This window comes from Micromonospora sp. NPDC048907, assembly GCF_055586885.1.
In genome coordinates, this window is record NZ_JBVJHI010000003.1 from 559,321 (window position 1) to 578,832 (window position 19,512).

Sequence of the window (19,512 nt, forward strand, 5' to 3'; positions counted from 1 at the left end):
GACCAGCGACGGTGGCAGGTCGTTCCGGGACTCCCGCTTGCGACCGATGTTGCCGGCTGTGCTAGCAGGGCGCGTCGGAACTACAGAGTAGGCGCTTGTGAAGAGGTGCACAAATCGCGATCTTGCTAGCTCGCGACGCGCCTCCACCTGCCACTCCATTCCCGCAAGATCGATAGACCGAGCTCCCTCGGCACCGCGTGGCGATTATTGCTCAATCCCGACTTCTCTGACCAATCGCGCGCGCCCGGTAGCGCTGTGTCACCGTCCGGGAGAGGTGCGCGTCACGTCCGCAGACTCCGGTGCCGGTCCCGGAGGTAGGGAGAACCCCACCCCGGAGAGACCCGCGCACGGGATGGGTCGGGCCGTCCCCGGCCCATAGCCTCGAAACATGACCGCCGTACCGCTGGGCGCCGCGCCCGCCCCCACCACACCCGTCCGGGGCCTCGTCCGCCAACTCCTGAACGACTCCGGCTACGTGCTCGTCAGCCTCCCGCTGGCGCTGGTCGGCTTCGTGCTCGCCGTGGCGGGGATCTCGCTCACCGCCGGGCTGCTGGTCACCACGCTGGGCCTGCCGGTCCTCGCCGGCACCCTGTACGTGGCCCGGGGGCTGGCCGACCTGGAACGGCTGCGCCTGCCCGCCGTGCTCCGCAAGCCCCGGGTCCGCCCGATCTACCTGGCGCCCGTACGGGGTTCCGGCTACTGGCGGCGGATCCTGACCCCCATGCGCGACCCGCAGTCCTGGCTCGACCTGCTGCACGCCTTCATCCGGCTGGTGGTGACCCTGCCCACCTTCGTGGTGCTGGTGGTCTGGTGGGCGCTGGCCCTCACCGGCACGCTCTACGGCGCGTACGACTGGGCCATCCCGCGCGGTCCCGGTGACCAGGACCTGAGCCAGCTCCTCGGGATGGGCGACGGGGCCGGGGCGCGGATCGCCCTGAACACCGCGATCGGGGTGTTCGCCCTGTTCACCCTGCCCCTGGTGGCCCGGGCCTGCGCCGGGATCCAGGCCGGCCTGGCCTACTCGCTCCTGACCGGGGTCGCCGAGATGCGGCAGCGGATCACCACGCTGGAGGAGCAGAAGCGGGCCGCCGTGTCCGCCGAGGCGTCCGCCCTGCGCCGGCTGGAGCGGGACATCCACGACGGCCCGCAGCAGCGCCTCGTCCGCCTCGCCATGGACCTCAGCCGGGCCCGCCAGCAGCTCGCCGCCGACCCCGAGGCGGCCCGGCGGACCCTCGACGAGGCGGTCACCCAGACCCGGGACACCCTCGACGAGCTGCGCGCCCTGTCCCGGGGCATCGCCCCGCCGATCCTGGTCGACCGGGGCCTGCCCAGCGCGCTGGCCGCGCTCGCCGCCCGCGCGCTGGTCCCCACCGAGCTGGTGGTCGACGACGAGCTGGGCACCGCCGGCGGGCGGCTCGACCCGGCGCTGGAGAGCACCGCCTACTTCGTGGTGGCCGAGGCGCTGACCAACGTCGCGAAGCACAGCCGGGCGGACGCCTGCCGGGTCGAGGTGACCCGCAAGGTCGGCCGGCTGGAGATCACCGTGGCCGACGACGGGATCGGCGGCGCCCACCTGGCCAAGGGGCACGGGCTGAGCGGCATCGCCGACCGGGTCCGGGCCGCCGGTGGGACGCTCGAGGTGGCCAGCCCGACCGGCGGGCCGACCCGGATCCACGCGGAACTCCCCCGGTGACCTCCGACGGCCGGAATCCGGCCTCGGCGCCGCCGGCGGACGCACCGGACGGCGCTCCGGACCGGACGAAGGCCGCGCTGTGGGTCCTGGACGTGATAGACACCGGACCCATGCGGGTGGTGATCGCGGACGACGCCGTACTGCTCCGGGAGGGGCTGGTCCGGCTGCTGACCGAGTCGGGACATGAGGTGGTGGCCGCCGTCGGCGACGGGGACGCCCTGGTCGAGGCCGTGGTGGCGCACCGGCCGGACGTCTCGGTGGTGGACGTGCGGATGCCGCCGTCGCACACCGACGAGGGGCTGCGGGCGGCCGTGGAGGCGCGCCGGCGGGTGCCGCGCACGCCGGTCCTGGTGCTCTCCCAGTACGTCGAGGTGTCGTACGCCGACGACCTGCTCGCCACGACCGGCGGCGGTTCCGGCGGTGGCGGGATCGGCTACCTGCTCAAGGACCGGGTGGCCGCCATCGACGAGTTCCTGGACGCGCTGGCCCGGGTGGCGGCCGGCGGCACCGTGCTGGACCCGGAGGTGATCAGCCAGCTCCTGGTCCGGCGCCGCCGCAACGACCCGCTGGCCGAGCTGACCCCCCGGGAACGCGAGGTGCTCGCCCTGATGGCCGAGGGCCGCTCGAACACGGCCATCGCCCGCGCCCTGGTGGTCAGCGACGGCGCCGTGGAGAAGCACGTCCGCAACATCTTCACCAAGCTGGACCTGCCCCCGGACGCCACCAACCACCACCGGCGGGTCCTCGCGGTCCTCACCCACCTCCGCGCCTGAGGCGCCCGGCGCGGGTCAGCACGCCTGGGCGAGGGTGACCGCCTCGGTGAGGGTGTCGGCCACCGGGTGCCCGGAGGCGCGCAGGCGGGCCGGGTCGGAGAGGCCGCCCGTGTAGAGGACGCAGCGCGCGCCGACGGAGAGCGCGGCGTCGGCGTCGTCGAGCGAGTCGCCGATGAGCACCACGTGCCGGCCGTCGAGGCCCAGCTCGGCGAGGTGCTTCTCCAGCCATTCCGCCTTCGGGCCGCCGCCGACGGCGGAACGCAGCCCGTCCACCCGGGCGAAGTGCGGGGTCAGCCCGTACGTGTGCACGGTGGGGACCAGCTCGTCGTGGAACCACATGGACAGCAGGGACTGGCTGCCCGGCCAGGCGGCGATCGCGGCGGTGGCGTCGGCCGCCAGCGCGCAGCTCGTCAACCCGGTCCGGTACGCCTCGTGGAAGATCCGGTCGAGCCGGCCGAACGCCTCGTCGTCGATGGCCTGGCCGAGCATCTCGGCGTAGTAGTCGGCGATCGGCCGGCGGAACCGCACCCGGTGCTCGTCGGCGGTGACCGCCGGGCCGCCGGCGCTGGCGAAGGCGACGTTGGTGGCGCGTACCACCAGGTCGAGGTCGTCGAGGAGGGTTCCGTTCCAGTCCCACACCAGGTGGCGGCGCGCTGCGGTCATCGGTGCACTGTAAAGGGGCGTTCAGAGCTGCGGGGTGGTCAGGTCCCGCAGCAGCCGCTCCTCCTCGACCCGCCAGTAGCCGTGCTCCTTGCCGTCGAGCAGCACCACCGGCAGCCGGTCGCCGTAGTCGCGCTCCAGTTCGAGGTCGCCCGTCACGTCCTTCTCGACCCAGCGGTCCCCGGTGACCGCCACCACCCGGTCGAGCGCCGCCTTCGCGTCCTCACAGAGGTGGCAGCCGGGCCGGGTGATGAGGGTGAGCCGGGCGTCACTGGACATCGGAAACCTCCGTGCGGATCTGGGTCGGCGGCGCGGGCGCGGGCACCCGGTGTGCCGCCGGGCGGAGCTCGGTCTTGCGTACCTTGCCGATCGCCGAGTGGGGCAGGTCGTCGACGAACTCGACGGCGGTCGGGCACTTGAACCGGGCCAGGTTACGCGCGCAGTGCCCGAGCAGCTCCTCCGCCGTCACCGCCGAGCCGGCCGCCCGCACCACGTACGCCCCGACAGTCTCGCCGGTCCGCGGGTGCGGCACCCCCAGGACGGCCGACTCGGCCACCCCCGGATGCGCCTGGAGCACCTGCTCCACCTCGTGCGGGTAGACGTTGAAGCCGTTGACGAGGATCAGCTCGCCGAGCCGGTCGACGAGGAACAGGTCGCCGTCGCCGTCGGCGTAGGCGACGTCGCCGGTGGGCCACCAGCCGTCCGGGTCCGGGCCGCCCCGCCCGTCCGGCCAGTAGCCGTCGAACAGGTTGGCGCCGCGCACCACGATCTGCCCCGGGTCGGTGCCGGTCGGGTCGTCGGTGAGGTCCAGCTCGTCGGCGTCCTCCTCGACCGCGGGCACCCCGTCGCGCCACAGCTCGGCGCCGTCGGCCCCGACCAGGCGCAGCTCGACGCCGGGCAGCGGGCGGCCGATGGAACCCGGCTTCGGCTCGCCGCCGACGAGCGTGGAGGTGAGCACCGGGGCGGTCTCGGTGAGCCCGTACCCGACGTGCACCGGGTGCCCGGTCACCTCGGTGAAGCGCGCCCCGACGGCCGGCGGCAGCGGCGCCGCGCCGCACACGGCGACCCGCACCGAGTCCAGCGCCGCGGGCCGGTCGCCGGCCGCGTCGGCCCAGGCCAGGAACATCGACGGTACGCCCACCAGCACGCTGACCCGGTGCCGGGCGATCTCGTCGAGCGCCCCGGTCGGGCCGGGCTCGTCGACCAGCACGCCGGTCGCGCCGTGGTGCACGACGGCCCCCAGCCCGGAGTTCAGCCCGTACGCGTGGAAGAGCGGCAGGGCGAGCAGCACGGTGTCGCCGGGGCCGACCACCGGCGGGTCGATCCGGTCGACCTGGTCGTGGTTGGCGGCCAGGGCCCGGTGCGACAGCATGGCGCCCTTGGGCCGGCCCTCGGTGCCGGAGGTGTAGAGCAGGACGGCGAGGTCGTCGCCGCCCCGGGCCGGGAACCCGTCGGCCTCGCCACCGTGGGTGACCGGCGGGGTGGTGTGCACGGCGGTGAGCGCGGGCAGGTCGTCGACGGCCACCCGGTCGGCCACCTCGGCGGCGGCGACCAGCACGGCGGCCCCCGAGTCGGTGAGCACGTGCCGCAGCTCCCGGGCGGTGAAGCCCGGGTTGACCGGCACCGCCACCAGCCCGGCCCGGAGCACGGCCAGGTAGGTGACCACGAAGTCCGGGGTGTTGCCGAAGGCGATCGCCACCCGGGCCGGTGGGCCGTCCGGAGCGGACGGCGGCGCCGCGGCGGCGAGCGCGCGGGCGGTCGCGGTGACCGAGGTGTCCAGGGCCGACCAGGTCAGCGTCCGGTCGCGCCAGTGCAGCGCGGGACGGTCACCGTGGGCGGCGGCCGCCCGGCGGAGCCGGTCGGCGAGGTTCGGCGCGGAGCTGTCGACTGCGTCCTGCACGGTGGCTGAGTCTGGCACAGCCGCGTCCGCCCGGCCACGCCCGAACGCCGGGGGCGCGCCGCGCGGCGGCGCACCCGCGCCCCGGACACGCCGGCCCGGCGTCCCCTGCACGGGACTGTCCACCCCGGCAGGCGGGATTCCCGAACGCGGGACGTGGCCTCCACCGGTCGGCGGACGCGGCCCGCCGGGCAGCCGGATCCGGGCGGGCCGGGCCGCCGCCACGACACGCCGAGGGCGTGAGAAAAATGCCTCCGACCAGGACTTTCCACTCCGGACCAGGTAGCGGCGCGAAAGTCAACCACACACGACGGACAAGGCGTCCGCCATTTGTGCGACGGGACCGGAAATACTTCCGCTCTGTGTAACGGACTTGCCACGCGCGGGTGACGTTGGCCCTATCATCACTCGGGTCGGCTCACCCCATTTGCCGTGAGTCGACACCCCTCAGCCCGAGGAGGCCCCCGTGCCTGTGAGCGCATTGGACCAGCAGCTCAAGCGGACGTGCCGCCCGTCGGCCCGTCCCGGAACCGCCGCGCCCGACCGGGGCGTACCCGGTCCCGCCGCGACGCCGCGGCGCCCGGTGCGGCCCTGCCCCGCCTGGATCGGGGAGGCGCGGTGACCACCTTCGGTTACGCGGACCGACCGGCCGGGGTGACCGGCCCGACCCAGCGAACACCCCTGAACGAGCGCCTGGAGCCCGCTCCACGCGTCGCCGCCGACGGGACCCGCGGTCTCGCCGTCCGCGGTGAGGGGCGGCGCGTCCGCAACCGCACGCACCACAACGAGGCACCGGCGCGCCCGGCGGCGCCCGGCGGCAACGCGATGCCGGCCGCCGGCCGGCTCGGCGCGCCGTCCCGGCCGACCATGCCGGCCCAGGGCAGGCGCGGCGAGGCCGCGGCGGACAGCGAACCCTCGGCCGCCGAGACCGCCGTGCTGCCCGCGGTGGCCGCCGGCGACACGGCCGTGCTGCCGGCCGTCCCGGCCGCCACCGCCCCGGCCACCGGCTTTCCGAGCCGCCCCGACCCGTCCGACCCGGCCACCGAGGTCTGGGCGCTGGTCGAGCGGGCGCAGGCCGGCGAGGCCGAGGCGTTCGGCCTCATCTACGACCGCTACGTCGACACCGTGTTCCGGTTCGTCTACTTCCGGGTCGGCAACCGGCAGCTCGCCGAGGACCTCACCTCGGACACGTTCCTGCGGGCGCTCAAGCGGATCGGCAGCTTCACCTGGCAGGGCCGCGACCTGGGCGCCTGGCTGGTCACCATCGCCCGCAACCTGGTCGCCGACCACTTCAAGTCCGGCCGCTACCGGCTGGAGGTGACCACCGGCGACGTGCTCGACGCCGACCGGGAGGACCGGGGTCCCGAGGGCAGCCCGGAGGCCGCGGTGGTCGAGCACATCACCAACGTCGCCCTGCTCACGGCCGTGAAGCAGCTCAACCCGGAGCAGCAGGAGTGCATCGTGCTCCGCTTCCTCCAGGGCTTCTCCGTGGCCGAGACGGCCCGCGCCATGGGCAAGAACGAGGGCGCCATCAAGGCGCTGCAGTACCGGGCGGTCCGGGCCCTGGCCCGGCTGCTGCCCGACGGCTTCCAGCCCTGACCCGACCCGTCCCACCCGCCCGGCGACCCCCGCCTGGGCGCGGGCGAACGTACCCTCCGCAGCTCGTGACCGCGATCACTCTTGGTGATTTCGCCACCGACCGGGCCGTAACCGGCGACCGCCGCGAACCGTTTCTCCGGGTGCGACCAGTGGTTGTCCCGGCGTCCCCCGGGCCACCCGGTCCGGCGGGTCAGGTCGACCGTTCCGGTCGATCCTCGGCCTCACGCTGCCACCGGTCGCTGGTGACGACGACGGCCAGCACGGCCGTGACCAGCGAGAGGGGGTGCCTGCGGTGGACAGCGACCTCTTCTCCCGTCGGCGTGCCGAGCGCTTCGCGCAGCTCCTCGACGAGGCCAACGGCGGCCGGCGGCACCACGTCCGTTCCCGGGCCGACGACGAACTCACCGCACTCGTCGCGGTGAGCCGGCGACTCACCGCCGACCGGCCCGACGTCGAGGTGGACGGCGAGTTCCGCACCGGGCTGCGGGCGATGCTCGTGGCCACCGTCGAACGCGAGGGCGTCGGCGCCCCGGCGAAGACCGGCACCGCCAGCGGCGTCCGCGGTTCGCTGCTGCCGGCCATGACCGGGCGACGCGCCCGGGCCCGGGGCGCGATCCTGGTCGGCGTGGCCGCCGGCGCGATCGCCCTCTCCGGCATCTCCGCCGCCAGCGAGAACGCGCTGCCCGGCGACGCCCTCTACGGCATGAAGCGCTCGACCGAGCGGGCCCAGCTCGCCCTGGCCAGCTCCGACATCAGCCGCGGGCAGCTCTTCCTCGACTTCGCCCGCACCCGGCTCGACGAGGCCGCCACGGTCCGCGACGACCGGCTGGGCTTCAGCGCCGTGCTCGACGACATGGACGCCGACACCCGGCAGGGCGTACGCCTGCTGACCACGGTGGCCGCGCAGCGCTCCGACCCGGCGGCGCTGGACGCCGTCGACACGTTCCTCGGCGGCCAGCGCCGGGCGGTCAGCGGGCTGCTCGACCGGTCGGACCACGCCGACCGGGACCGCACCCGCCGCTCCCTCGCCCTGCTCGACGCGGCCGGCCGGCGTGCCGACGCCCTGCGCGAGGCGATCGCCTGCGGGCTGCCGGGCCCGACGGCCAGCGACGCGCTCGGGCCCACGCCGACCACCTGCCCCGGCGACCGCTGACCCGGTCCGGGCAGCCGTCCACGCCACACTTCTCCCGCCGGACACCCGTCCGTCACATACCGCCGGATAGGCTCGGATGTGGCGTACGCGGTCGTCGAGGGGAGGTCGTCGTGACCCGGAGCCGGAAGGTGACGGTCAGCACCGACGTCCACGGGCACACCGCCGGCTGGGCGGAGACTCCCGAGGCGCCCCCGGTCACCGCCACCGCCGACCCGACGGCCGCCGCGTTCTTCGACGTGGACAACACGATGATGCAGGGCGCGTCCATCTACTGGTTCGCCCGCGGGCTGGCCGCCCGGAACTACTTCACCACCGGTGACCTGGCCCGGTTCGCCTGGCAGCAGGCGAAGTTCCGGCTGCTCGCCACCGAGCACGCCGGCGACATGTCGCAGGCCAAGGAGGCGGCGCTCGCCTTCATCCAGGGCTGGCGGGTGGACGACGTGGAGCGCCTCGCCGAGGAGATCTTCGACGAGCTGATGGCCCCGCGCATCTGGGCCGGCACCCGCAAGCTGGCCCAGCGCCACCTCGACGCGGGCGAGCGGGTCTGGCTGGTCAGCGCCGCCCCGGTGGAGATCGGCCGGGTCATCGCCACCCGGCTCGGCCTGACCGGGGCGATCGGCACGGTGGCCGAGGTGGTCGACGGGGCCTACACCGGCCGGCTGGTCGGTGAGCTGATGCACGGGCCGGCCAAGGCCGAGGCGATCACCCAGCTCGCCGCGGTGGAAGGGCTGGAGCTGGGCCGCTGCGCGGCCTACAGCGACTCCGCCAACGACCTGCCGATGCTCTCCACGGTGGGGCGCCCGGTGGCGGTCAACCCGGATCCGGCGCTGCTCCGGCGGGCCCGTGAGCGGGGCTGGGACGTCCGTGACTTCCGCACCGGGCGGCGGGCCGTGAAGATCGCCGTGCCGTCCACGGCAGCCGCGGGGCTGCTCGCCGGCGCGGTCACCGCCGGGCTGGCCCTGCACCGGCGCCGCCAGCGCGTCGACTGACGCCGCGCCCCCGGCCCGCGGGTCAGGGGCCGAACGGGTCCGGGCGGCGTTCGAGCAGCCGGTGCAAAGTCTGCTGGATGGTCTCCCGCACCTGGTCGGCGAGGTTGAACACGACAAGTGGGTCGTCGGCCGAGTCGCGCAGGTGCGCGGTCGGGATCGGCGGGCAGAACTCGATCAGCCACTTGCTCGGCAGCGGCACCATGCCCAGCGGCCCCAGCCAGGGGAAGGTCGGCGTGACCGGGAAGTAGGGCAGCTTGAGCAGCCGGGCCAGCGGCTTGATGTCGGCGAGCATCGGATAGATCTCCTCGCCGCCGACGATCGCCACCGGCACGATCGGCGTGCCGGTGCGCAGCGCCGCCGAGACGAAGCCGCCCCGGCCGAAGCGCTGGAGCTTGTAGCGGTCGGAGTAGAGCTTGCCGACCCCCTTGAAGCCCTCGGGGAAGACGCCGACCAGCTCGCCGTTGCCGAGCAGCCGTTCCGCGTCGGGGTTGCAGGCCACCGTGCCGCCGGTCTTGCGGGCGATCTCGGAGACCACCGGCATCCGGAAGACCAGGTCGGCGCCGAGCAGCCGCAGGTAGCGGCGCGCCGGGTGCCGGTCGTGCAGCGCGGTGGCGAGCACCAGCGCGTCCAGCGCCACCGTGCCGGAGTGGTTGCCGACCACCAGGCCGGCCCCCTCGGCGGGCACGTGCTCGATACCGCCGACCTCGGTGCGGAACCAGTCGCGGTAGAGCAGCCGCACCAGCGGATGGAAGACGGCGTCGGTCAGGTCCGGGTCGAAGCCGAACTCGTCCACCTCGTAGTCGCCGGCCAGCCGCCGCCGCAGGAAGGCCAGCCCCTTGGCGACCTTCCGGTCCCAGTGGTCCCCCGGCCGGTCCGCCACCGCCGGCCCGGGTGGAGTCGGGTCGCCCGCCTCCCGTTCGGCGGGCCCGCCCGCCGACTTCCCAGCGACGGCCTTCTTCGCGACGGCCTTCTTGGCCATGGCCTTCTTCGCGACGGGCTTCGCCGGGGCGGCGTCGCCCGTCCGCGGTGCCGGAGCCGGCTCGTCCGTGGAGGTGTCCGGCTCGTCGCCGGCCGCCGGCGCCGCCTTCATCGTCGGCTCGGCGGCGGCCGCCGCGGCCCGCCGGTGCCCGTTGCGCCGCGCCGGCTCCGCGTCCGGCCCGGGCACGGTCAGCGGTACGTCGTAGCGGGCGTCGCCCCGCTCCTCGGCCGCGCTCACGAGCGCTCCCGCACGGCCGCCCGGACCTGCCGGATGCCCTCCAGCACCACCTGCTCGGCCGTGGCCAGCTGGTCCCGGGTCACCACCACGCCGCCGTGGTGGGCGCGGATGAAGTCGTCGAAGGCGGCCGCCGTCGAGCGGGGCGTGAAGCCGTACTCGCGCTCCAGCCTCGTGGTGTCCACCACCCGACCGTGCACGAAGAGGTCGACCTGGTCCAGCCCGTAGCGGCCGAAGCCCATGCTGCGGGCGATCGCGGCCACCCCGGCGAGGCCCGGCTCCAGCACCGGCACGGCCACCCGGCCCGAGCGGCGGATGGCCTGGGACAGCGAGAGCACGCCCGGCCCGGCCACGTTGTAGGTCCCGGCGTGCTCCTCGGCGACCGACCGGTGCAGCACCTCCAGGGCGTCGTCGAAGTGGACGAACTGCAACCGCGGGTCCCGGCCGAAGACGGTGGGCACCACCGGCTGGGCGAAGTACCGGGTGAGCGTGGTGTCGGCGGTCGAGCCGATGAACGGCGCGAAGCGCAGCACGGTCGCGGTGACGTCGGGCCGGCGGCGGCGGAAACCGCGGACGTACCCCTCGATGTCGAGGATGTCGCGGCCGAAACCGCCGCGCGGCACCTCGCGCGGCTCGGTCTCCTCGGTGAAGACGGCCGGATCCCGGAACGACACCCCGTACGCGGCGGTCGACGAACGGACCACGAGCTTGCGCAGCCGGGGCGCCCGCTGGCAGGCCGCGAGGAGCTGCATGGTGCCGATGACGTTCTGTTCCTTCATGGCCGCCCGGCCGCCCTGCTGGGGGTCGGGGGCGGTGACCAGCGCCAGGTGCACCACGGCGTCGACGTCGAGGTCGACCAGGAGGCCGCCGAGCGAGTCGAGGTCGAGGCGCACCCGCTCGACCCCGGACAGCAGGTCGGCCAGCTCGGGATTGGGGCTGGCCGGGTCGACCCCGATGACGCGGTCGATGCGCGGGTCGGCGGCGAGCCGGGCGGCGACGTGCGCGCCGAGATAGCGGCCGACCCCGGTCACGACGACGACCCCCGGAGCACCTGGGGTGCCACCGGGGGTCATGCCGTGCGCCTTGGCCGGCAGGTGGGATCGAGCCGGGACGTCCGCGGCCTGATCACCTGAGCCTCCGGGGGTCGACAGAAGGCAAGTGGTGCCGGGTGCCGGGCCGAAGCCCGGCCCCGGTCACTTGCCGAGACGGCGACGCTGGACGCGGGTCTTGCGCAGCAGCTTGCGGTGCTTCTTCTTAGCCATGCGCTTGCGGCGCTTCTTGACCACCGAGCCCATACGACAGCCTTTCGATGCAACGTGCGGGGCGGACCGGTAGACACCACAGGGGGTGGTGTCGGTGACCGCTTGCGGACAACGGACCGGACCAGCGTGGTGGGCAGGGCACACCAGAGAGCGGTCACGGTCGGGGTCCAGGGTAGCCGGAGTGCGTCAGCAGGACCAACGCGCCCCCGTCGATGCCCGTTACGTCGCACTCGCCGGCTGGCCGGCGACGTGTCAGGCGGTCTCCTGGAACGCGCCCCGGAGGTATTCGTGCACGGCGTGCTCGGGCACCCGGAACGACCGACCGACCCGCACCGCGGTCAGCTCACCGCTGTGCACGAGACGGTAGACCGTCATCTTGGACACCCGCATGACCGTCGCCACCTCGGCGACGGTCAGGAACCTGACATCCGACAGTCGAGCGTCGGACTGCGACCCGGCCATGGCTCACCGACCCATTCCCATGCCCGGCGCGTGCCGCCGGGCAGGTTGCTCCCGCCACGACGAGCGACGCGCGTGTTACCAGTACGGTAGCGGGACGGCTGTGACCGGCGCGATCCCTTCCTCCCTTTGATCATGGACGACTCCCTGGTCACCCCGCGTTGAGCTGGCGTTTTTCGCCCGGACGGGTGGCCTGTCCCGTTCACCGGAGCCCGCCTCGTGGTCGGGACGTCACTCGGCGCGCAGCGCCACCACGGGATCGAGCCGGCCGGCGCGCTGGGCGGGCACCACCCCGAAGACGATGCCGACGGCCGCCGAGACCCCGAACGCGAGCGCCAGCGACCACCAGGTGATCGCCGCCGGGATCGGCGAGACCGCGTCGACCAGCAGCGCGGTGCCCACGCCGAGCGCCATCCCGGTCAACCCGCCGATCGACGTGAGCAGCACCGCCTCCAGCAGGAACTGCACGCCGATGTCCCGGGGCCGCGCCCCGACCGCCTTGCGCAGGCCGATCTCGCGGGTCCGCTCGCGCACCGAGACCAGCATGATGTTGGAGACGCCGACGCCGCCGACCAGCAGCGAGATGCCGGCGATGGCGGCCAGCACCCCGGTGAGCACGCCGAGGATGTCGCCGAGCACGCCGAGGATCTGCTGCTGCGTGACCGCGCTGAACTCGGTGTCGGGGTGCCGGCGGGACAGCTCCGCGACGATCCGCTCGCCGAGCTGGTCGATCCGCTCCCGGTCGGGCGCCTTGACGGCGATGCCGTCGATCCGCTGGGTGCCCCAGAGCCGCTGCGCGGCGGTCACCGGGATGTGCACCTCGTCGTCCCGGTCCACGCCGAGGCTCTGGCCCAGCGGGGTGAACACGCCGATCACCCGGAACCGGACCCCGGCCAGGGTGACCTGCTGGCCGAGCGGGTCCCGGTCGGGGAAGAGCGCCCGCGCCACGGACGCGCCGAGCACCGCCACCCGGCGGCTGGTGTCCACGTCCGCGCCGGTCAGGTAGCGGCCGCGGGCGAGCGAGCGGGTGAAGACCGCGGGCGTGGTTTCCAGCACCCCCTGGACGGTGGTGAAGTCGGACCGGGTGCCGGCCCGGGCGGTCGCGCCGGAGGCGATGGTGACGGCCACCCGGCCGGGGTCGCCGACCACCCGGGAGACGGCGTCCACGTCCTTGAGGTCCAGCGGCGAGACCACCGGCGCGGTGCCGACGTCGAGCTTGCCGGGCACCACGAGGAGCAGGTTCGAGCCGAGCCCCTCGACCTGCTGTTCGACCTTCTGCTTCGTGCCGGTGCCGATCGCCACCAGGAGCACCACCGAGGCGACCCCGATGATCACACCGAGCATGGTCAGCGCGCTGCGCATGCGGTTGGCCCGCAGCGCGTCCAGCGCCACCCGCCAGGCCTCGGCCACCCTCACCCGGCACCCCCGGGCGCGGCCTGCGCGCCGGTCCCGCCGGTGCGCGGAAGGCGTCCGGTGGCTCCGGTGGCGCCACCGGAGCCACCGGACGGGTGCCCCGGGCCGCTTCCGGACGCGGACCGGGGCTCCGCGCTGGGAGCGGCGTCCAGTGTCTCAGGTCGACCGTCGCCGCCGGACAGCGGTCGATCATGAACGGTGTCGAAGCGGATCAGCCCGTCCCGGACCGCGATCCGCCGGCGGGCCCGGGCCGCCACCTCCGGGTCGTGGGTCACCATCACCAGGGCCACGCCGGACTCGGCGTTGAGCTGTTCCAGCAGCTCCAGCACCGCCTCGCCGGTGGCACTGTCCAGGTTGCCGGTCGGCTCGTCCGCGAGCAGCACCGTCGGATCGGTGACCAAGGCCCGGGCGATCGCCACCCGCTGCTGCTCGCCGCCGGAGAGCTGGTTGGGGCGGTGGCCCAGCCGGTGTCCCAGCCCGACCCGGCCGAGCATCGCCGCGGCGCGTTCCCGCCGCTGCCGCGCCCCGACGCCCCGGTAGACCAGGGGCAGCGCCACGTTGTCCACCGCGGACGTCCGGGGCATCAGGTGGAACGCCTGGAAGACGAAGCCGATGGTCTCGTTGCGCAGCGTCGCCAGCTCCGGCGCGGTCAGGGTGGCCACGTCCCGGCCACCGATCACCAGCCGGCCGCCGGTCGGGCGGTCCAGCCCGCCGAGCAGGTGCATGAGCGTGGACTTGCCCGAGCCGGAGGGCCCGATCACCGCCACGTACTCGCCCTGCCCGATGGTGAGCGACACGCCGCGCAGCGCGGGCACCGACACCCCGTCCAGCTCGTACGTGCGGGACACGTCGACCGCCTCGATCGCGGCGACGGTCACCGGAGTTCCTGGCCGTCGTGGACCTGGTCGGCGCCACGCACCACGATCCGGTCGCCGGCGTTCACCCCGCTGACGATCTGCACCAGGTCCTGGCCCTGCACGCCCACGGTCACCGGCACCTGGTCGGCCTTCCCGTCCCGCAGCAGCCAGGCCGCGTCCCGCCCGTCGGCGGAGAAGACCGCCGAGGCGGGCACGGTCACCGCGTCGGCCGCCTCGCGCACCCGGAGGTGGACCACGGCGTTCATGCCGGGGCGGGGCGCCGGCGCCCGCTCCCCCTCGCCGAGCCGCCCGGCGCCGAGCCCGAGCCGGACCCGGTAGGTGACCCCGCCCCGGGCCGAGCTGGTCGGCAGCACGTCCACCGAGCGGACCGTGGCGTCGTACGTCGCGCCGGTCACCGCGTCCAGCTCGACCGAGGCGGTCAGCCCGGCCCGGACCAGCAGCACGTCGGTCTCGTCCACCTCGGCGAGCAGGCCCAGCTGCCCGGTGTCCACCACGGTCAGCACCGGCGTGCCGGCGGTCACCCGGCCACCGGTCGGCACCGCGTCGTCCACCCCGGCCGGCGGGCCGCCCTGCCCGGCCCCGCCCAGGGCCGACGGGTCGAGCCCGGGCACCCCACCCCCGGCCGCGCCGAGCAGCCCGCTGAGGTCGGTCGGGGCGGCCGCCCGGGTCCCGCCCGGCTGCACCACGCCGGCGACCGGGGCGCGCAGGGTCAGCGCGTCCACCGTCGCCTTCGCCAGGTCGTACGCCTGCTGGGCCTGAAGGCGCTGCGCGGTCGACAGCGCGCCGACGGCGCTGTTCAGCCCGGCCACCCCGCGCTGCACCGCGTTGACCGCCCGGTCGGCGGCGCGGGCGGCCGACGCGTACTGCCGCTGCGCCGACTCGACCTGGAGGAGCAGCGCGGACCGCAGCTGCGGATCGCCGATCTTCCCGGCGGCCCTGCGGGCGGCCGCGAACGCCTCGTCGGCGGCCCGGTCGGTGTCCCGCCGGCTCCCGCCCAGGTCACCGGCGCCGACGCCCCGGCCGGCCCGCTTCGCGGCCCGGAGCGCCTCGCGGGCCTGCTTGAGCCGGCCCTGCGCGGACGGCGAGTCGATCACGGCGAGCACCTGCCCCCGGGCGACCCGCTGCCCGGGCTCGACGCGCAGGCTGGCCAGGGTGCCGTCGGCGGGGGCGGTGAGGGTGGCGGCGGCCCGGGCGGTCACCGTGGCCGGCGCGTCGATCACCTCGGCCACCGGGGAGCGGCCCACCTCGGCCACGGTGACGGCGGGCGGATCGTCGCCGCACGAGGCGGCCGTGGTGCCGGTCAGGGCGACGGCGGCGAGCAGGGCGACGAGGAGGCGCGGGCGGCGGGCCGCGGGCAGCCGCGGCGAGGGGGTGCGGGCCACGCGGCCATGCTACGACCCGTCGACCAGCGTCGACGTCTAGCCGGCGACCGCCCGGAGGTAGGCGACGCAGTCGTCGTGCAGCGCCGGCCAGGGGTCGCCGAACACCTCGTCGGCGGCCGCGGCCATCGACCGGCGCTGGTGCACCACAGCCCGGAAGAAGTCCAGCACCCGCTGCTCCCCGTACCTGTCGACCAGGTGGCGCACGGCCAGGTAACCGATGCCGTAGGCCCCGCCGACCCGGTCGTCGGCCGCGTCGTCGGCCGGGGCGAGGGCGTCGAGCCGGCCGTTCCACCCGCCCCGGACGAGCTTGCGCGCCTCGGCCAGGCCCTCGTAGCGGTCCACCGGCTGGCCGTCCGCGCCCGCGTACTCGGCGAGCCCCTCCACCAGCCACCAGTTCGACCGGTCCGCGTAGCCCCGGTTCGGCAGCGACGCGGCATGGGTCAGCTCGTGCCGCAGCAGATCGTCGACGCCGGTCGGGGTCAGGCTCTGCGCGTTGAGCACGACGTCGTGGTGCCCGCCGCCGACGCCGACCGCGTACCCGGCCGTCCACTTCGGGCGGCCGCCGCCGTACCAGCGCTGCCACTCGGCCCGCCCGGCGTAGTAGACGAGGTAGCGGTCGGGCGGCGTGCCGTTCACCGCGTACAGGTCGGCGACCTTCGCGGCGGCCTCGGCCTGGGCGAGGAGGCCGGGCAGCTTGCCCCGCAGTGCCGGGGTGGTGGCGACCACGGCCCGCTTCCCGACCGCCACGGCCAGGTCGCTGACCTCCCAGGGCCGCGCGCCGGCCGGCGTCGCCCGGGACTCCTCGACCGCGGTCAACCGCGGTTCCCCGTCGCCCGCGACCCGCCACCGGGTGCCCAGCCCGACGCTGCCCGGCGTGCAGCCCGGCACCACGAAGCAGTAGCCGACGGTCACCGCCAGCCGCCACTCCCCCGGCCGCCCGTCCACCGCCACCGGCACCCCGTCCGCCGCCGGCCGCCAGGCGGTGACCCGCAGCGCGCGCAGCGCCGCGTACCGCCGGGTGAGCGCTGGCCGGGCGGCGGGCTCGGCGACGGCGAGGAAGCCGGCCCGGTCACCGTCGAGCAGCGCCGCGGCCTGCCGGTCGAGCTGGGCCACCATCCGCTCGCCGAGACGCCGCTCGGCCGCCGTGCCCCGGTCGCCCCGCTCCGCCGACGGCCGTCCGGCCGCGTCGCGCACCAGCCCGAGCAGGAGTACGCCGGGAACGCCGCACGCCACCAGCACGAGAACGAGCCCGACGGCGGCCCAGAGCCGCCACCGCCGCCGCCCCGGCGGACGCTGCGGTGCCCACTCCGGCGACGCCCCGTGGGGGGCCACGGGCGGGGAGACGCCGGCCGCCGTGGTCAGGTGACCGGTCGGGTCCGTCCCAGGCACCGGGGCGACGTCGCCGGCCTCGACCGCGGTCGTCCGCTCGGCCGAGCGGTCGCCGTCGCGCTGCGCGGTAGGCGGCTGCTCGGCGGTGCTCGCGGTCGGCCCGGCGGGCTGCTCGTCGCCGCTCGCCGCCGCCCCGGCAGTCTGCTGGGCGCTGCCCGCCGCGGGCCCGACGGGCTGCTCGGCGGGCTGCTCGCCGCCGCTCGCCGCGGGCCCGGCGGGCTGCTCGGCGGTGCTCGCGGTCGGCCCGGCGGGCTGCTCGTCGCCGCTCGCCGCCGCCCCGGCGGGCCGCTCGTCGCCGTCGGTCACCGGCGAAGAGTACGACCAATCGGGCGATCCGGGAAGCGTCCCGCGCCCCATCCGAGCCGGCCCATCCTCCCGGTCACGCCGCTGTCGACCTGATGTCACCAACGACTCGGACCCGCCCGGCAGCTCCCTTCCGCCTCCAGCACCCGCAGCGACCCACGCGCCTGCCGCCGCGACAACACCCGGCGAGATCTTGGTAGGAAACGGCCCCTACAGGGGCCGGAATCGTCCAAGATCCAGGGCTGGCAGGCGGCGGGCGGCAGGCGGCGTCTGGCGGGTTAGATCTTGGCGGCGGAGAGGGTGAGGAGGGTCTTGTCGACGGCCCACAGGGCCACCAGGATCGCGCCGGGCACCGGCCGCCCGGCCAGGGCGAGCAGCAGACCGCCGGTGACGAAGCAGGCGGCCTGGACGCCCAGCTTGGCCGGTGCGGGCAGCGTCACGCTGGCCCGGGGCGAGCAGAACAGCCCCCAGACCACGGCGATCGCGAGCGGCGCGCCGAGCCCGGCGAGTAGCCGCACCGGCCAGCCGGCGTCGAGGGTGAAGCCCCACCAGCCGGCGGCCGCGAGCATGGCCAGCTCCAGCAGGAAGATGAGCGTGAGCAGGGCTGCCTTCACCGGGCCCCCCAGTTGCGGTACGCGGTGTCGAGTGCGGCGACCATCTCGTCGAACGAACGGTCGATGTCCCGGGGCAGCCCGAACCCGCCGGCCGCCTCGAGGGTGATGAACCCGTGCACGGCGGCCCGGAACATCCGGGTGGCGTCGACGGCCGCGTCGCCGCTGAGGTCGTACCCGCGCAGGATCGCGTAGACGGCGCCGACGGCCCGCTCGGCGGCGGCGAGGTGTTCGGGGTCGTCGGGGTCCGGCGCCCGCTGGGTGGCCGGGTAGCGGCCGGGGTGCCGGCGGCCGTACTCCCGGAGGGCGGTGGCGGCGGCGCGCAGCGCGTCGCCGCCGGCCCGGCCCGCGGCGGCGCTGGTCAACTCGGTGGCGATCTCCGCGGTGGCCAGCACGGCCAGCTTCTGGTGCAGCGCGTCCGCGCCCCGGACGTGCTTGTAGAGGCTGGGCAGCGCGACCCCGAGCCGGGCGGCGAGCGCGGCCAGGGTGAGCCGGTCGTGGCCGACCTCGTCGGCGAGCACGGCCGCCTCGCGGACCACGGTCTGCGGGGTCAGGCCGGCCCTAGGCACGGGTGGTCACCGCCAGGAACTCCAGCAGGTCGGCGGCGGTGGCGTCGGGCTGGTCGGCGTGCGGGTAGTGGCCGGAGTCGGCGATCATGCGCGCCTCGGCGGTGGCGAAGTGCCGGCGGGCCGCCCGCGCCTCGGCGCCCGGGTCCGGGAAGTCCGGGTCCTTCGTGCCCATGAGCACCAGGACCGGCTGCCGCACCTCCCGGGCCCGCGCGGTCCAGTGCGGGTCGACCGGGGCCACCACGCCGCGCACCGCGTCCATCCGGCCGCGCAGCTTGGCGACCAGCTCCTTCCGGTACGCGGCGTCGTCGGCCGGCCGCCCGCACGGGAACAGGGAGCGGTGGAACATCCCGAACAGCCGTGGGCTGCGCAGCACGACCGCCTGGGCGGCTCGCAGCACCGGGTTCGGCTTCGGCGGGGTGACGAACGGGCTGACCTGCACGATGCCGTTGACCAGCGTGGGGGCGTCTGCGGCGGCGAAGACCACGGCGGCGCCGCTGGACGAGCTGCCGACCAGGGTGGCCGGGCCACCGCCGAGCGCGCGGACCACGGCGAGCAGGTCGCCGCCCACCTCGGCCGGGGCGTAGCCGGGCCAGCGCGGGCTGGAGTCGCCGTGCCCGCGCACGTCGACCGAGGCGACCCGGTAGCCGGCCGACACCAGCCGGGGCACCAGGTGCCGGAAGCTCCCCCGGTTCTCCCCCATGCCGTGCGAGAGGACCACGAGCGGCCCCTCCCCGTGCACCTCGTAGGCGATGGTTCCGCCGTCCCGCGCCACCTGGCTAACAGTCATAGCTGCAAAGCTAATGCCATTAGCTTCAACCGTCAAGGGTTGACCTCAAGTCGGGTGGAGGTCGGAGGATGCCGCTCATGCCGCTCACCGCAGACACGCACGTACGCCTGGCCCGTCCGAGCCGCGACCTGGCCGCCGCCGAGCGGTTCTGGGCCGAGGGCCTGGGCCTAAACGTGCTCTACCGGGGCGCCGCCGACGGGCCCGGCGAGCACGACCTGGTCATGCTCGGCTGGCCGGGCGCGAGCTGGCACCTGGAACTGGTCGGCGGCGCGCAGTTGGCCGTCGCGCCGAACCCCACCGCCGAGGACCTGTTCGTGCTCTACGTCGACGGGCCGGTCGACGACGAACTGGCCGGCCGACTGGAACGGGCCGGCGGGACCAGGGTCTCCGCCGGCCCGTACTGGGACCGCTGGGGGGTGACGTTCGCCGATCCGGACGGCTACCGGCTGGTGCTCTGCACCCGGACCTGGTCGAACGCCTGA

General features: G+C 75.5%; 20 protein-coding genes. 6 read left to right on the forward strand and 14 right to left on the reverse strand.

Annotated features, from left to right (window positions below):
- Positions 1-388 precede the first annotated feature (388 nt).
- Positions 389-1,693 carry a sensor histidine kinase gene (locus ACZ6PY_RS12075; protein ID WP_466071489.1) on the forward strand — a complete coding sequence of 435 codons (1,305 nt, stop codon included), beginning with the start codon at positions 389-391 and terminating at the stop codon, positions 1,691-1,693.
- Between the two features lie 110 nt (positions 1,694-1,803).
- Entirely contained in the window at positions 1,804-2,466 is a 663-nt protein-coding gene (locus ACZ6PY_RS12080; RefSeq protein ID WP_262283169.1) for a response regulator, read from the forward strand.
- A gap of 15 nt (positions 2,467-2,481) precedes the next feature.
- Here the strand turns inward: ACZ6PY_RS12080 and ACZ6PY_RS12085 are convergent, their stop codons facing one another.
- Genes ACZ6PY_RS12085 through ACZ6PY_RS12095 form a run of 3 tightly spaced genes read right to left on the reverse strand, consistent with a single transcriptional unit; the run spans position 2,482 to position 5,026 of the window.
- Positions 2,482-3,129 (reverse strand): HAD family hydrolase, encoded by a 648-nt coding sequence (locus ACZ6PY_RS12085; RefSeq protein WP_466071490.1) that lies wholly within the window; start codon positions 3,127-3,129, stop codon positions 2,482-2,484.
- A gap of 21 nt (positions 3,130-3,150) precedes the next feature.
- On the reverse strand, positions 3,151-3,405 hold the full coding sequence (locus tag ACZ6PY_RS12090) for a glutaredoxin family protein (RefSeq protein ID WP_262282932.1): 255 nt from the start codon (positions 3,403-3,405) through the stop codon (positions 3,151-3,153).
- Positions 3,395-5,026: an AMP-binding protein gene (locus tag ACZ6PY_RS12095; protein WP_466071492.1), complete on the reverse strand. Its 1,632-nt coding sequence runs from the start codon at positions 5,024-5,026 to the stop codon at positions 3,395-3,397. Before ACZ6PY_RS12095 ends, ACZ6PY_RS12090 begins: the two co-directional genes overlap by 11 nt.
- A 615-nt stretch (positions 5,027-5,641) precedes the next feature.
- Here ACZ6PY_RS12095 and ACZ6PY_RS12100 point away from each other — a divergent pair.
- The 3 genes from ACZ6PY_RS12100 (at position 5,642) to ACZ6PY_RS12110 (ending at position 8,764) form a co-directional block, all read left to right on the forward strand.
- Positions 5,642-6,622 (forward strand): ECF subfamily RNA polymerase sigma factor, BldN family, encoded by a 981-nt coding sequence (locus ACZ6PY_RS12100; protein WP_466071494.1) that lies wholly within the window; start codon positions 5,642-5,644, stop codon positions 6,620-6,622.
- A 292-nt stretch (positions 6,623-6,914) separates the two neighbouring features.
- Complete coding sequence (locus tag ACZ6PY_RS12105) at positions 6,915-7,775, forward strand: DUF5667 domain-containing protein (protein ID WP_466071495.1); 861 nt, start codon at positions 6,915-6,917, stop codon at positions 7,773-7,775.
- Between the two features lie 110 nt (positions 7,776-7,885).
- A complete protein-coding gene (locus tag ACZ6PY_RS12110; protein ID WP_466071497.1) occupies positions 7,886-8,764 on the forward strand; it encodes an HAD family hydrolase in 879 nt (292 codons plus the stop codon).
- A gap of 22 nt (positions 8,765-8,786) precedes the next feature.
- Here the strand turns inward: ACZ6PY_RS12110 and ACZ6PY_RS12115 are convergent, their stop codons facing one another.
- The 11 genes from ACZ6PY_RS12115 to ACZ6PY_RS12165 all read right to left on the reverse strand — a co-directional run bounded on the left by ACZ6PY_RS12115 (position 8,787) and on the right by ACZ6PY_RS12165 (position 19,030).
- On the reverse strand, positions 8,787-9,644 hold the full coding sequence (locus ACZ6PY_RS12115) for a lysophospholipid acyltransferase family protein (RefSeq protein WP_466072070.1): 858 nt from the start codon (positions 9,642-9,644) through the stop codon (positions 8,787-8,789).
- A gap of 332 nt (positions 9,645-9,976) precedes the next feature.
- The gene (locus tag ACZ6PY_RS12120) at positions 9,977-11,050 is read right to left on the reverse strand and encodes an NAD-dependent epimerase/dehydratase family protein (protein ID WP_466071499.1); all 1,074 of its coding nucleotides are present in this window, start codon (positions 11,048-11,050) and stop codon (positions 9,977-9,979) included.
- A 120-nt stretch (positions 11,051-11,170) separates the two neighbouring features.
- Positions 11,171-11,272: a 30S ribosomal protein bS22 gene (locus ACZ6PY_RS12125; RefSeq protein WP_007465623.1), complete on the reverse strand. Its 102-nt coding sequence runs from the start codon at positions 11,270-11,272 to the stop codon at positions 11,171-11,173.
- A gap of 219 nt (positions 11,273-11,491) precedes the next feature.
- The gene (locus ACZ6PY_RS12130) at positions 11,492-11,701 is read right to left on the reverse strand and encodes a helix-turn-helix domain-containing protein (protein ID WP_046564428.1); all 210 of its coding nucleotides are present in this window, start codon (positions 11,699-11,701) and stop codon (positions 11,492-11,494) included.
- 228 nt (positions 11,702-11,929) lie between these two features.
- Positions 11,930-13,114, reverse strand: coding sequence for an ABC transporter permease (locus tag ACZ6PY_RS12135; RefSeq protein ID WP_262282927.1), 1,185 nt, complete (start codon positions 13,112-13,114; stop codon positions 11,930-11,932).
- Positions 13,111-13,989 carry an ABC transporter ATP-binding protein gene (locus tag ACZ6PY_RS12140; protein ID WP_466071500.1) on the reverse strand — a complete coding sequence of 293 codons (879 nt, stop codon included), beginning with the start codon at positions 13,987-13,989 and terminating at the stop codon, positions 13,111-13,113. The genes ACZ6PY_RS12135 and ACZ6PY_RS12140 overlap by 4 nt, the downstream gene beginning before the upstream one ends.
- Positions 13,986-15,371, reverse strand: a complete 1,386-nt coding sequence (locus tag ACZ6PY_RS12145; protein WP_466071502.1) for an efflux RND transporter periplasmic adaptor subunit — start codon at positions 15,369-15,371, stop codon at positions 13,986-13,988. The genes ACZ6PY_RS12140 and ACZ6PY_RS12145 overlap by 4 nt, the downstream gene beginning before the upstream one ends.
- Positions 15,372-15,407: 36 nt before the next feature.
- Positions 15,408-17,066: a DNA polymerase III subunit gamma/tau domain-containing protein gene (locus ACZ6PY_RS12150; protein ID WP_466071503.1), complete on the reverse strand. Its 1,659-nt coding sequence runs from the start codon at positions 17,064-17,066 to the stop codon at positions 15,408-15,410.
- A gap of 275 nt (positions 17,067-17,341) precedes the next feature.
- Positions 17,342-17,677, reverse strand: a complete 336-nt coding sequence (locus ACZ6PY_RS12155; protein ID WP_466071504.1) for a YrdB family protein — start codon at positions 17,675-17,677, stop codon at positions 17,342-17,344.
- A complete protein-coding gene (locus ACZ6PY_RS12160; protein ID WP_466071505.1) occupies positions 17,674-18,243 on the reverse strand; it encodes a TetR-like C-terminal domain-containing protein in 570 nt (189 codons plus the stop codon). Before ACZ6PY_RS12160 ends, ACZ6PY_RS12155 begins: the two co-directional genes overlap by 4 nt.
- Positions 18,236-19,030 carry an alpha/beta fold hydrolase gene (locus tag ACZ6PY_RS12165; RefSeq protein WP_466071507.1) on the reverse strand — a complete coding sequence of 265 codons (795 nt, stop codon included), beginning with the start codon at positions 19,028-19,030 and terminating at the stop codon, positions 18,236-18,238. The genes ACZ6PY_RS12160 and ACZ6PY_RS12165 overlap by 8 nt, the downstream gene beginning before the upstream one ends.
- A 77-nt stretch (positions 19,031-19,107) precedes the next feature.
- On the opposite strand from ACZ6PY_RS12165, the gene ACZ6PY_RS12170 reads away from it, so the two are divergent.
- Positions 19,108-19,512, forward strand: a complete 405-nt coding sequence (locus tag ACZ6PY_RS12170; RefSeq protein ID WP_466071509.1) for a VOC family protein — start codon at positions 19,108-19,110, stop codon at positions 19,510-19,512.